We start from the raw sequence: 11,816 nt of genomic DNA, 5'->3' as shown, positions 1-11,816 counted from the left end.
GCTCAGTGCGCCGGGAGGCTTCAACGCTTGGGTGCCGACGGCGTGGCCGGCGGCGCCGCCTTGGGCAGCTCGCCCAGCGGCGGCATGGAGCCGGGCGCCGCGCCGGCCCACAGCTTCTTCAGCCGTGCCAGCTCGGCATCGAAGCGCGTGTTGATGCGCACGATCTCGGCCTTCTGGTTCTCGATGAGCACCTGCTGCGCCTCGACGCTGGCGTCGTTGGCGTCCAGCTGCTGCTTGAGCTTGGCGGGCAGCGGCCGGCCCTTGTAGAACTCGGCCTCGTCGAGCAGCGGCTTGCGCTCGGCGCCGAGGTCCTTGATGCGGCGCTCGGAGATGCGCATGGCCTTGTTGGCATCGTCCAGTGCGGCGTTGCGCGCGCGCTGGTGCGCCGCCTCGGTGGGGTAGCGCTGCACCAGCGTGCGGTCGCGGCGGATGGCGTCCAGCTGGGCCAGCCGCTCGGCTGCGGCGCGGCGATCGGCGGCCTCCTTGGCGGCGCGCTCCTCGGGGCTGAGGAAGGGCGGCAGCGTCGCGCGCTGCGAGCCGTCGGCGTTGAGCACGCGCTGCTCGCGCGACGTGCATTCGGGAATGGGCCGGTCGCTGGTCAGCCGCCGGCCGTCGGCCGTCGTGCAGGTGTAGATGCCCTTGCCCACGGCCTCCTGGGCGTGTGCGGCCAGCGCGGCGATCAGCAGGGCGGCAGCGACGATCGGCGTGCGCATCGGCGGGTCAGACCCCGTAACGCTCTCGGTAGGCCTGGACGGCGGGGCGGTGGGCAGCCAGGTCGGGGGCGCCGTCCAGGAAGGTCAGCAGGTCGGCCAGGCCGGCCACCGCGACGACGTCCAGGCCGTAGCGCTGCTGCACCTGCTGGACGGCAGAGTGCGGGCTGTCGACGCCGCCCTCGGCCGCCTTCTCCTGGCGGTCCAGTGCGATGGCGACGCCGCAGGGCGTGGCGCCGGCGGCCTCGATCATCTGGATGGACTCGCGCACGGAGGTGCCGGCGGAGATGACGTCGTCGATGATGAGCACGCGGCCCTTGACCGGCGCGCCGACGAGGGTGCCGCCTTCGCCGTGGTCCTTGGCTTCCTTGCGGTTGTAGGCAAAGGGCACGTTGCGGCCGCGGCGGGCCAGCTCCATGGACACGGCGGCGGCCAGCGTGATGCCCTTGTAGGCAGGGCCGAAGATCATGTCGAAGGCCAGGCCGGAGGCGATCAGGCGCTCGGCGTAGAAGCCGGCCAGCCGGCCCAGCTTGGCGCCGTCGTCGAACAGGCCGGCGTTGAAGAAGTACGGGCTGAGCCGCCCGGCCTTGGTCTTGAACTCGCCGAAGCGCAACACGCCCGCCTCGACGGCAAAGGCAACAAAGGACTGGGCGAGGGAATCGGTGGGCGCGGCGGACATGTCCGCGGGATTCTAGGGGTCAAAAAAACAGGCTCGACCCCTAGAAGAGGCCGAGCCGTGAGCTGGTTTTCACCGAGTCGCGGGCCGGGCCCGCTTGTCGTCAGGCGGCGCTCAGAACGAGGCCTTGAACTGCACGCCGTAGCTGCGCGGTTCGTTGACGATGCCGGTCAGGTTGTTGAAGTCGATGGCGGCGACGACCTGGCGGTGGTTGGTGATGTTGCGGCCGAACGCGGCGACTTCGTACTTGCCATCGGCCCAGCCGTAGCTCACGCGCAGGCCGCCTTCCAGCGCCGACTTGGCGCGGTACTCCACGGCCTCGTACAGGAACATGTTGTACTTGTCCTTGTAGGCCCAGTCGGTCAGCACGGCCAGCTCGCCGTTGCCGAGCTGGGTGCTGTACTTCAGCGTCCAGTTCCAGACGAGCTTGGGCGCGCGCGGCAGCGGGTTGCCGTTGATGCTGACCGTGCCGGCCAGCGGGCCGGCCGGATCCAGCACCGTGCAGGACGCACCGCACGGGGCGGCGAACAGGTTGGCGTCCTTGATCTGGGTGTCGTTGTACGAGAAGCCCAGCGTCGTGCGCCAGTCGCGGGCGATGATGGCCTGGGCGTCGATCTCGAAGCCCTGTCCTTCCGCCTTGGCGGCGTTGATGAGGCGGTTCTGGTTGACGCCGCCGCTGCCCGCGGTCAGCTGCATGTCCTTCACGCGGTACTTGAACACGGTGCCGGTGATGCGGGCCGTGTTGTCCAGCAGGTCGGCCTTGAAGCCGGCTTCGACGGACAACACCTTCTCGGCATTGGCCACCGAGATGGTGTTGCCGAACAGCACGCGGCCCTGAATGCTGGGCGCGCGGTAGCCGGTGGCGATGCGCGTGAACAGGCTGGTGCTGCTGCTCAGCGCGTAGTTGGCGCCGAAGTCCCAGCTCCAGTTGGTGGACTTGGGATTGGCGGTCAGCGGGCCGACGTTGGCGCCACCGAACGGCGTCTGCGTGCGCGCGGCGTCGAAATCCTTCTTGTCGTCGGTGTAGCGCAGGCCGGCCGTGAGCTTCAGTTCCGGCGTGACGGTGTACTTCACGTTGCCGAACGCCGCCCAGGACTTGGCGTTCTGGTGCTGCACGGCATAGCCGTTCTGCGTGTCGCCGGCGTTGAAGCTGTCGAAGTTGAAGCTGTCCACCTGCAGCTTCTCATTGAAGTAGTACAGGCCCAGGATCCACTGCAGCGCATCCGCGGTGGTCGATTGCAGGCGGAACTCCTGCGTGGTCTGGCGCAGGTAGGGGATGCCGTCGGCGGTCTGGGCGTCGAACGGGATGTTGGCCTTCTGGCTGCCGTAGTCGGGGCCGGACGGCGGTGCGTAGGGTGCGCCGAAGCCACCGTCCACGTCGCCGCGGCTGTAGAACTTCGCTCGGGCGTGCGATGTGATCGAGTAGAGCGACATGCCGGTGAAGTCCCAGCGCAGCCGGGCGCTGACCTCGCTGGACTTCAGCGTCTGCGAGTTGTAGCCGTCCGTCGGGTAGTAGGCGTCGTCGTAGCCGTCGACCAGGTCGTTGGTGCCCTTCTTGATGATGTTGGCGCGGAAGGTCGTGGCCGTGCCCTTGAAGTCGCGGGCCTGCACCTTGAAAAGACCCTCGAAGCCGCTGTTCTTGTACAGCGCCTGCACGCGCACGGCCTTGTCGTTGTAGCCCTCGAGGTCGGCGGTGGCGCCCAGGCTGGCGGCCAGCGGGTTGTGCACGCGGTCGTCCTGACGCTGCACCAGGCCGGCCACGCGCAACTGCAGGTCGCTGCTGACCGGCAGGTTGACGGCGGTCTCCAGGTTGACGGCGTTCCAGCGGCCGAAGCCGATGTTGGCGTAGCCCTCGAAGTTCTTGCCGGGCTTGGCGGAGTCGAACTTCATGACGCCGGCCGGCGAGTTGCGGCCGAACAGCGTGCCCTGCGGGCCGCGCAGCAGTTCCACCTGCGCCATGTCGAAGACCGGGAAGCCCTTCAGCGCGATGCTTTCCTGCACGACGTCGTCATAGACCAGGCCCACCGGCTGGGACGCGTTCATGTCGAAATCGGTGTTGCCCAGGCCGCGCACGTAAAAGCGCGGGAAGGTGCGGCCGAAGTCGGACTCGATGTTCAGGCTGGGCACCTTGCCCGACAGCGCGCGGATGTCCTGGCCGCTGGCGTTGTAGGTGTCCAGTTCCTCGGACTTGATCGCCGAGATCGACAGCGGCACGTCCTTCAAGTTCTCGGCCCGGCGGCTGCCGGTGACGATGACGGCCTGCAGCTGGTTCACATCCTTCTTGGCTTCGGGCTCCGGCGCGGCCTGGGCGACGGCGGACTGCAGCGGAAAGGCCGCACCCAACGCCAGCGCGAGCAGGGTCGGGGTGGATAGCATCTTGGGCATGAGAAATCCTCGGAGTTGATGGGCAGACGGACGGGGGAAGAGCGGTGCGGGCATTTGTGATGCCTCTGGATTGCTACGGAATAGTAAAGATCGCGTGACGGTTTCGTGATGACAGCGACCCGTCGCTGTTGTGCATTTGCTGCACTGCGATACTGGGGTTTTGCCGCCCCCACCCGTCCCGATGCGCTTCATCACCGCCAACCTCAACGGCGTCCGTTCCGCCGCCAGCAAGGGCTTTTTCGACTGGCTGGCCCAGCAGCAGGCCGATGCCGTCGGCGTGCAGGAGCTCAAGGCCCAGGCCGACGTCGTGGAGAGCAAGTTCCGCAGCTGCGACAAGCTCAACGGCCATTTCCACTATGCCGAGAAGAAGGGGTACTCGGGCGTGGGGCTGTACACCCGGGAGGAGCCCAGCGACGTGGTCACCGGGCTGGGGATTGCGGAGTTCGACGGCGAAGGGCGCTGGGTGGAAAAGCGCTTCGACAAGCCGGGCCGCAAGCTCAGCCTCATCAGCGTCTATTTCCCCAGCGGCACCAGCGGGGAGGAACGCCAGGCGGTCAAGTACCGCTTCCTGGACGCCATGTTCCCGCACCTGCAGGCGCTCAAGGCCGAGCGGGAATTCATCCTCGTGGCCGACGTCAATATCGCGCACAAGGAGATCGACCTGAAGAACTGGCGCGGCAACCAGAAGAACAGTGGCTTCCTGCCCGAGGAGCGGGCCTGGATGACCAAGCTGCTGGACGAGGGTGGCGTGGTAGACGTGTTCCGCACGCTGAACCAGAAGGCCGAGCAGTACACCTGGTGGAGCAACCGCGGCAACGCGCGCGCCAACAACGTCGGGTGGCGGCTGGACTACCACCTCGCCACGCCCGGCATCGCCGCGCTGGCCAAGGCCGAGTCCATCTACACGGGCCAGCTGTTCAGCGACCACGCACCGCTGACCATCGACTACGACTTCTCGCTCTGAGCGCGATTTAACGCGGGGTAACGAGCCGCTACGGGGTGGCGGCAACTCCTACAGCGCGTCGGGCCGGGTGCCGACCCCGGCGGCAGGGTGACCCTCCTAGAGTGGATTCCAGCCGGTGGAAATCCCGGCCTCGCCAGCCGGCGCTCCATGGCCGGTTCACCGCTTTGAAAGGAGTCCCCATGTCCGCCCTCAAGACCGCCACCTCCGCACTCACCGCCGTCGCCCTCGTGTCCGGCATCAGCTTCGCCTGGGCCCAGTCCGACGAGCAACCCACGCAGCCTGTCGACACCCCCGCGGTCGTCATGCCCAGCGAGGAGACGCCGGCCGACCCGAGCGCGCTGCCGCCCGTCGACAACACGACGGCCAACACCCTGCAGCAGCAACAGCGGGCCGACGATCCGGCACGCACGACGCCGCCGGCCGACACCACCACCACGCCGCTGCCGCAGGACAGCGGCACCCAGCCGGCGCCCATGTCCGCGCCCGCCGACGAGCCGGCCCCCCGCGCTGACCGCAACTGACCGGACGAGTTGGTAAGACACGCCTCCGTCACCAGCCATGCGTTTCGGAGCGCCTCCCGAGCACGTCGCCGCCGCCCGCCGGCGGCGCGACGTGATCGCCGGCTTGGCGCAGGGCGTGCTGTTCGCCGTCCTCGCCCTGGCCGTCCTCTACCTGGTCGCAGGCCAAGGATTCAAGCGCAGCGCGCCCGAGCCGGCGCCCGCCGTCTCGGCGTCACGTGCGCTGCCTGCCGCCGCCGACAGCGCCGCGCTGCCCCGTCAGCTGGACATGGCCGGCATCAACGCGCCCCGCGATGTGACCCAGGTGGCTGCCTGGGCGGTGCGCGAGGGAGACAACGGGCGCCGCCCCTTCGCCATCGTCGACAAGCGCCGCGCGCAGGTCTACGTGTTCGCCCCCGGCGGCCGGCTGCTGGGCACCAGCCCCGTGCTGCTGGGCTACGCGGCGGGTGACCGCAGCGTCGAGGGCATTGGCAACAAGGCGATCGACCAGATCCAGCCTCACGAGCGCACGACGCCTGCCGGGCGCTTCGAGTCGGCCCCCGGGCGCAATGCGCTGCGCGAGGACGTCGTCTGGGTCGACTACGACGCGGCCGTCTCCATGCACCGCGTGCGCGCGACCAATCCGGCCGAGCGTCGGCTCGAACGCCTGGCGACCAAGACCGCCGCGGACAACCGCATCAGCTGGGGCTGCATCAATGTGCCGGTGGCGTTCTTTGACGAAACCGTCTGGCCCCACATCGGCCAGCGGCGTGGCATCGTCTATGTGCTGCCCGAGCGCGAACCGCTGGCGGCCTTCTTCCCTGCCGCGGCCGCGGCGCCGCAGCTGGCCCAGCTGTCTGCCCCAAACAGGTAACACCGCCAAACCGTGAAGTCCTCGGCTGTGCGCCGCGGGCCTGCCTTCCTAGACTGCCCGCCGGGCTGGCGCGCGGTCGCGCCCGCCTTCATGAATGGGGCAGCAGGTGGGCAGCAGGTGGGCAAGCCGGTGGTTCAGGGGCGGTGTCACGGGCATCGTGATCGCGTGGGGCGCCATGTCGGCCGCGCCCGCCACGGCCGAGGTCTCGCCGCGGCCCGTCGCGCATGACGCCGCGGATGCCCGCCCGTTCGCCGTCGTGGACAAGCGCAGGGCAACGCTGGCGGTGTACGCCGCCGACGGTCGCCTCGTCGGCCGCGCCGCCACGCTGCTGGGGCTGACGCCCGGCGACCGCGAGCCGGCCAGCGCGCGCGGCAAGGCGCCCAGTGCCCTGAACACCCGCGAGCGGGTGACGCCGGCCGGTCGCTTCGAGGCCGTGCCGGGCCGTAACCTGAGCGGCGAACGCGTCGTCTGGTTCGACTACGCGGCCAACCTCGCCATTCATCGCCTGCGCCCGGCGCCCGCGAGCGAGCGCCGGCGCGAGCGTCTGGCGTCGGACAACCTGCAGGAACGCCGCATCACGCTGGGCTGCGTGGTCGTCGACCCGGCGTTCTTCGACGCCGTCGTGCTGCCCACGCTGGGCCGCGGCGCCAGCCTGGTCTACATCCTGCCGGAACGCGACGAGGCGGTGGCTGCGGGCGGCGGCAAGTCACGCACCGCGGCGCCTTGAGCGCCTGAACGGGGCGGCGCGGCCCTAGGATGCGCGCCCATGACCCTGATCAGCATCGTCACCAGCTGCCTGAACGAGGCCGACAACGTCGTCGAGCTGCACCAGCGCATCAAGGCGCAGTTCGATGCCGGCGGCCCGGCCGCCGACTTCGAGTTCGAGCACATCTACGTGGACAACGGCTCCACCGACGCGACGGTGGCGCAGGTCAAGGCGCTGGCCGCGGCGGACCCACGCGTCAAGCTGATCGTCAACGCGCGCAACTTCGGGCATGTGCGCTCGCCGCTGCACGGCATGTACCAGGCCAGCGGGCAGGCCGTCATCTGCATGGCGTCTGACCTGCAGGACCCGCCGGAGCTGATCGCGCAGTTCGTGGCCCGCTGGCGCGCCGGCGAACTGATCGTGCTGGGCGTGAAGCCGCATTCGCGCGAGACCTGGGCCATGGCGGCTCTGCGGCGTGCCTACTACCGCGCGCTGCGCCGCATGGCCGACGTGCCGGTGATCGCCAACTTCACCGGCTTCGGGCTGTACGACCGCTCCGTCGTGACGATGATCCGCGAGCTGGGCGACCCGTACCCCTACTTTCGCGGCCTCATCGCCGAGCTGGGCATCCGCTACGCGACCATCGAGTTCGAGCAGCCGGCGCGTGTGCGCGGCATCACGAAGAACAACTTCTACACGCTGTACGACCTGGCGATGCTGGGGCTGACGAGCCACTCCAAGCTGCCGCTGCGGCTGGCCACGCTGGCCGGCTTCACGCTCAGCGCGGCCAGCCTGCTGGTGTCGCTGGGCTACCTGGTGGCCAAGCTGCTGTTCTGGCAGTACTTCACCGTCGGCACGGCGCCCATCATCATCGGCCTGTTCTTCTTCGGTGCGGTGCAGCTTTTCTTCATCGGCATCGTCGGCGAGTACGTGGGAGCCATCCACACGCAGGTCAGCCGGCGGCCGCTGGTCATCGAGAAGGAGCGCGTCAACTTGCCGCCGGGGCCGGCGTTGCCGCGGCATTCGGGCGGGGCCGAGCCGTGAGCCGCATGCCCTCCGGCCGCGGCGTCGGCTGGCTGTTCTGGGGCTATCTGGCCGTTGCGCTGGCGACGATGGCGGTGTCGGCGCGGCTGTGGTGGCAGTCGCCTCTGCAGCTGACGACGTTCGAGTTCGATTACTTCCTCGGCCTGTTCAATGGCAGCGACCCTCGCGTCGCCGCCGAGCGTGTGCTGCAGGGGCGGGCGCTGCATCTGGTGCTGATGCTGGTGCTGGGCCTGCTGTATGCGGCCACGCTGCTGCGGGTGATCCGGCAGCCCGACGCGGTGTCCTTGCCGCGCATCGCGGCAGCGTCGGCGCTCGTCGCCATCGTCTTTGCCCTCGGCATGCCCTGGGTCAGCCCGGACGTGTTCTTCTACATCGGCACCGGCTGGGTGGACGCGCACTACGGGCTCAATCCGTACCGGCAGCCGATGGGACAGATCCCCGGCTTCGCGAACGACCCGATGTTCGCCAACGTCTACCCCGGATTCCTCGAAGGCACGACGGCCTACGGCCCCCTGTTCCAGAAGATCGCCGCGGGGCTGGCTGGCTTGTCCGGTGGCAACGAGAAGCTGGCACTGGCGCTGCACAAGCTGTTCTACCTGGGTCTGCATGCGGCGGCCAGCGCGCTGGTGTATCGGCTGTCACCGCCGGCCTGGCGCAAGGCGGCGCTGTTCGGCTACGCGGCCAACCCGCTCATCCTGTTCAGCGTGGCCACCTGCGCGCACAACGATCACCTGATGAACTTGTGCGTGCTGGGCGCGCTGAGCCTGCTGCGTCGCCAGCACGTGCTGGCCGCCGGCGTGGCGCTGGGCACGGCGTTCAGCCTGAAGTACTTTCCGCTGGTCTTCCTGCCCATCATGGCGGCCGTGGCGCTGCTGCAGCCTGGGCCGCTGCGCCTGCACTGGCGCACGCTGCAAGCGCCCGCGCTGCTGGTCATGGGTTTCGGGCTGGCGGTGCTGGCGTGGGCCAAGCTCTACCCGGCGTCGACGGAGCATGTGTCGCACCTGCTGAGCACGGGCGTACACGTCTATCGCAGCAGCATCTTTCACCTGGTGGATGCGGTGACGCGCCATGCGCTGCCGGCGCTGTTCGGCGCGCCGCCCGCGCTGATCGCGCGCGAAGACCTCGCGGGCGTGCTGCGCCTGGCCTACATGGCCGTGTACGCGCTGATGTGCTGGCGCTACTGGCCGCGGCTCAAGCGCGACCCCTTCCAGGCCGGCATCGAGCTGTGCCTGCTGGCGACGCTGCTGTACTTCCTGCTCGTCAACACGTCCAACCAGGAGTGGTACCTGACGTGGTTGATGGGTTTCGCGTTCGTGCTGCCCGGCGAGGCGGCGCGCACGCTGGCGCTGCGGCTGTCGGTGGCCTACGTGCCGCTGGTCATCTACACGGTGCGCGGCGACCGCGACGTTGTGTTCGCGGCCAACCTGGCGCTGTACCTGTTGCTGCTGGCGTGCGCGTGGGCGTGCATGCGGGCCATGCTGCGTGGACGCATTCCCGGAGCCACCTCATGAACCTGGCATCTCCCGGTCTGCTGACCATCGCCATCCCGACGTTTGACCGCAATGAGCAACTGGCCCGCACGGTGGCGGCGCTGCTGCCGCAGCTGCGGGCGGGTGTGAACCTGGTGATTCGGGACAACGCGTCGCCGGTGCCGGTGGCGGCCACCCTCGAGGCGCTGATCGCCGGCCGTTCCGACGTCTGCGTGGTGCGCAACGTCTGCAACATCGGCGGCGGGGCCAACGTGCTGCGCTGTCTCGAAGTCTGCGAGACCGAGTGGCTGTGGATCCTGGGTGATGACGACACGCCGCTTCCCGGCGCGGTGGCGTGCATCCTGGCAGACATCGAGGCGGCGGACGACGGGCTCGTGGGCGTGAACTACCGCTGCGAGCTCTATGACCGTCGCGAGGTGCGCGAGCTGCGCGGGGCAGACGACTTCCTGGCGCGTGCGGATTCCCTGTCCAACCTGCTCCTGTTGTCCGCGACGGTGGTCCGGGCGCCGCGCCTGAAGCCGCGTTTGCGGCTGGCCTATGCGTACATGTCGAGCTGGATCTCGCATCTCGCCGCGCTGCTGTTCTCGCTGGGTGAGAACGGGCGCGTGCGACTGTCGATGGAGCGCATCGTCCGATGGGAGCCGCCCGACCTGGCGGCGTCCTGGTCGATGATCGGCGCGGCTCTCGCGTTCTCGACGGCGGCGGACCTGCCGTTGACCCAGCGCCAGCGCGACATGCTCATGGCGCGCATGGAAGCCGACATTCAGCCCGAGCTGCTGGGGCTGGCGCGGCAGCTGCTGGCGAGCGCCTGTCAGTCGGGCGATGGCGCCGGCGCGCGCTGGACGTGGCGACAGATCCGCTATCGGCGCTTCGGCGGGCGCCTGCGCTCGGCCCGGGCCTGGCTGGCCTGGGGCCTGGGCTGGCTGTTCGTCGCGCCTCGCCTCACACGCCCGGTGGTCGAGGCTTTCGCCAGGTGGCGCCTGGGCGACCAGGCCGGCCGCAACGTGCTGCAGGACCCGATGAAGCGCATCTAGCGTGTCTCCCGGAAGCGGCGCCGCAGACGCAGCGCCCAGGGCAGTCCCAACCCGCCGTTCAGCAGCAGATGCGCCAGGCACAAGCCGGGCGCGCCCCACCCGCCGGCACCGATGAGCAGGGCGGGCGGCAGCAGCGCCGCCCCCCACAGCGTGGCTGCCAGAAAGGGTTCCCGCCCGCAGGCGCGCAACGCCGTCGCAATGGCCTGGATGGCGGTGCTCGCCAAGCTGGACAGGGCCAGCCAGGCCAACCAGCTGGGTTCGGGCAGGCGCTCGGCCACCTCGGCGAACAGCGCCCCCGCGGCTGCCACGCCCAGAAGCGTCAGCGTGTGGCCGGCCAGCGCCAGGCCCAGGCTGCGTCTCAGGGCCTGGGCAGCCAGGTCGTCGAACAAGCGCCACGCGCGTTGCGCCCCCAGGCGGCCGAGTTCGGGCGCGCGCGACGACACGGGCGCGGTCGCCAGCATCAGTACGCCGTTGGCGAGAAACAGCCCCAGGCCGATCCGTCCCGTCAGCGCCGGCCCCAGCAGCGCATAACTGATGGGCACCATCGTCTGCAGCCCCAGAAAGCCGACCGTCCACGACAACGCCAGCCGGCCTTGCATCGGCGCCATCGTGCATGCCAGCCGTCGGCGGAGCCAGCGCGGGCGGCTTCGCCCGAGCAGGCGCCGTGTCCACGCGAGGCTCCATAGCAGCTGCCCCGCGCCGCGCAGGCTCCAGAGCACCGCGGGCGCCCACAGGCCGTTCCCTGCCAGCAGGCAGGCCACCGCGGCGGTGTAGGCCAGCACATCCAGCAGGGCGCGCATGCGCGCTACGTCGCTGACGCGGCCCGTGCCTTCCAGCACCTGAGGCAGGGCGGCGCCGAGCTGGTAGAGCGCCAGCGCGGCGATGGTGCACACGGTGATCTGGCCGCCCGGGTCGATCTGGACGCCCTCCGGCCTCAGGCGGAGCAGCAGCAGGGCCAGCGGCAGCACCAGGGCCAGCGCCAGTGCGGACGACGCCACCGCCCACGTCAGCGCCAGCCGGGTCAGGTCTCCAAGCCGCGCGACGGCGGCGGCTGAGCCCGCCAGCCGGTCCGGCGCGGCCCAGTGCAGATGTCGCATCGCGCGGGCCACGAAGCTCAGCAGTACGGTAGAACTGCCGGCGTCCAGCAGCGCCTGGGCGCCCAGCAGGCTCAGCAGCATGAAGTAGAAGCCGGCCTCCGCGGGCGGCAGCCACAGCGTCGCGCCGAACGCCATGGCGCCCGCGCCCAGCAGCTGCACCGCCCGGTGCGCCAGGTAGCTGCCGTCGCCGCTGTTGGGGGCGGTCGCGGCGCGCGCCGGGGGCTGCGGCTCGGGCGGGGGCACCGGTGGGGAGAGGGTGGGGGCGGGCATCCGTGTCGGCAGGCTGAGGGGCGTCATCATGCCTGCGCGACGATGCGATAGTGGCGGCGCCCCGGAGCC

11 protein-coding genes are annotated in these 11,816 nt (G+C 70.0%); 7 read left to right on the top strand and 4 right to left on the bottom strand.

Features of this window, described 5'->3' with window-relative positions; all coding sequences use genetic code 11:
- Positions 1–20: 20 nt before the first annotated feature.
- The 3 genes from ACG04Q_RS03770 to ACG04Q_RS03760 form a co-directional block, all read right to left on the bottom strand.
- Positions 21–713: a hypothetical protein gene (locus ACG04Q_RS03770; protein WP_394509484.1), complete on the bottom strand. Its 693-nt coding sequence runs from the start codon at positions 711–713 to the stop codon at positions 21–23.
- 7 nt (positions 714–720) lie between these two features.
- Positions 721–1,389 carry an orotate phosphoribosyltransferase gene (gene pyrE / locus ACG04Q_RS03765; RefSeq protein WP_394509483.1) on the bottom strand — a complete coding sequence of 223 codons (669 nt, stop codon included), beginning with the start codon at positions 1,387–1,389 and terminating at the stop codon, positions 721–723.
- A gap of 111 nt (positions 1,390–1,500) precedes the next feature.
- Positions 1,501–3,771, bottom strand: coding sequence for a TonB-dependent receptor (locus ACG04Q_RS03760; protein WP_394509482.1), 2,271 nt, complete (start codon positions 3,769–3,771; stop codon positions 1,501–1,503).
- Between the two features lie 181 nt (positions 3,772–3,952).
- Between ACG04Q_RS03760 and ACG04Q_RS03755 the strand changes: the two genes are divergently transcribed.
- From ACG04Q_RS03755 to ACG04Q_RS03725, 7 genes are all read left to right on the top strand, one after another.
- Positions 3,953–4,735: an exodeoxyribonuclease III gene (locus tag ACG04Q_RS03755; protein WP_394509481.1), complete on the top strand. Its 783-nt coding sequence runs from the start codon at positions 3,953–3,955 to the stop codon at positions 4,733–4,735.
- A 179-nt stretch (positions 4,736–4,914) separates the two neighbouring features.
- The gene (locus tag ACG04Q_RS03750; RefSeq protein WP_394509480.1) at positions 4,915–5,256 is read left to right on the top strand and encodes a hypothetical protein; all 342 of its coding nucleotides are present in this window, start codon (positions 4,915–4,917) and stop codon (positions 5,254–5,256) included.
- A gap of 37 nt (positions 5,257–5,293) precedes the next feature.
- Entirely contained in the window at positions 5,294–6,106 is an 813-nt protein-coding gene (locus tag ACG04Q_RS03745; protein ID WP_394509479.1) for a hypothetical protein, read from the top strand.
- 175 nt (positions 6,107–6,281) lie between these two features.
- Positions 6,282–6,833, top strand: a complete 552-nt coding sequence (locus ACG04Q_RS03740) for a L,D-transpeptidase (protein ID WP_394509478.1) — start codon at positions 6,282–6,284, stop codon at positions 6,831–6,833.
- 39 nt (positions 6,834–6,872) lie between these two features.
- Positions 6,873–7,856, top strand: coding sequence for a glycosyltransferase family 2 protein (locus ACG04Q_RS03735; RefSeq protein WP_394509477.1), 984 nt, complete (start codon positions 6,873–6,875; stop codon positions 7,854–7,856).
- 5 nt (positions 7,857–7,861) lie between these two features.
- The gene (locus ACG04Q_RS03730; protein WP_394509476.1) at positions 7,862–9,367 is read left to right on the top strand and encodes an MptA/MptB family glycosyltransferase; all 1,506 of its coding nucleotides are present in this window, start codon (positions 7,862–7,864) and stop codon (positions 9,365–9,367) included.
- Entirely contained in the window at positions 9,364–10,380 is a 1,017-nt protein-coding gene (locus ACG04Q_RS03725) for a glycosyltransferase family 2 protein (RefSeq protein ID WP_394509475.1), read from the top strand. Before ACG04Q_RS03730 ends, ACG04Q_RS03725 begins: the two co-directional genes overlap by 4 nt.
- On the opposite strand, the gene ACG04Q_RS03720 is transcribed toward ACG04Q_RS03725, so the two are convergent.
- A complete protein-coding gene (locus tag ACG04Q_RS03720; protein ID WP_394509474.1) occupies positions 10,377–11,747 on the bottom strand; it encodes a hypothetical protein in 1,371 nt (456 codons plus the stop codon). The two genes, ACG04Q_RS03725 and ACG04Q_RS03720, sit on opposite strands and share 4 nt — an antisense overlap.
- Positions 11,748–11,816: the final 69 nt, after the last annotated feature.

The sequence above is a fragment of the Pelomonas lactea genome (assembly GCF_043555885.1).
Classification (GTDB): domain Bacteria; phylum Pseudomonadota; class Gammaproteobacteria; order Burkholderiales; family Burkholderiaceae_C; genus Pelomonas; species Pelomonas lactea.
The sequence above is the reverse complement of the archived record's forward strand: the minus strand, read 5'-3'. Positions and strand labels throughout refer to the sequence as shown.

What these genes read in the sequence shown, in the direction of transcription:
- ACG04Q_RS03755 (WP_394509481.1), top strand. Translation starts at nt 3,953, where the DNA reads ATGCGCTTCATCACCGCCAACCTCAACGGCGTCCGTTCCGCCGCCAGC.
- ACG04Q_RS03745 (WP_394509479.1), top strand. Translation starts at nt 5,294, where the DNA reads ATGCGTTTCGGAGCGCCTCCCGAGCACGTCGCCGCCGCCCGCCGGCGG.
- ACG04Q_RS03735 (WP_394509477.1), top strand. Translation starts at nt 6,873, where the DNA reads ATGACCCTGATCAGCATCGTCACCAGCTGCCTGAACGAGGCCGACAAC.
- ACG04Q_RS03720 (WP_394509474.1), bottom strand. Translation starts at nt 11,747, where the DNA reads ATGCCCGCCCCCACCCTCTCCCCACCGGTGCCCCCGCCCGAGCCGCAG.
- ACG04Q_RS03760 (WP_394509482.1), bottom strand. Translation starts at nt 3,771, where the DNA reads ATGCCCAAGATGCTATCCACCCCGACCCTGCTCGCGCTGGCGTTGGGT.
- ACG04Q_RS03730 (WP_394509476.1), top strand. Translation starts at nt 7,862, where the DNA reads ATGCCCTCCGGCCGCGGCGTCGGCTGGCTGTTCTGGGGCTATCTGGCC.
- ACG04Q_RS03740 (WP_394509478.1), top strand. Translation starts at nt 6,282, where the DNA reads ATGTCGGCCGCGCCCGCCACGGCCGAGGTCTCGCCGCGGCCCGTCGCG.
- ACG04Q_RS03750 (WP_394509480.1), top strand. Translation starts at nt 4,915, where the DNA reads ATGTCCGCCCTCAAGACCGCCACCTCCGCACTCACCGCCGTCGCCCTC.
- ACG04Q_RS03770 (WP_394509484.1), bottom strand. Translation starts at nt 713, where the DNA reads ATGCGCACGCCGATCGTCGCTGCCGCCCTGCTGATCGCCGCGCTGGCC.
- pyrE (WP_394509483.1), bottom strand. Translation starts at nt 1,389, where the DNA reads ATGTCCGCCGCGCCCACCGATTCCCTCGCCCAGTCCTTTGTTGCCTTT.
- ACG04Q_RS03725 (WP_394509475.1), top strand. Translation starts at nt 9,364, where the DNA reads ATGAACCTGGCATCTCCCGGTCTGCTGACCATCGCCATCCCGACGTTT.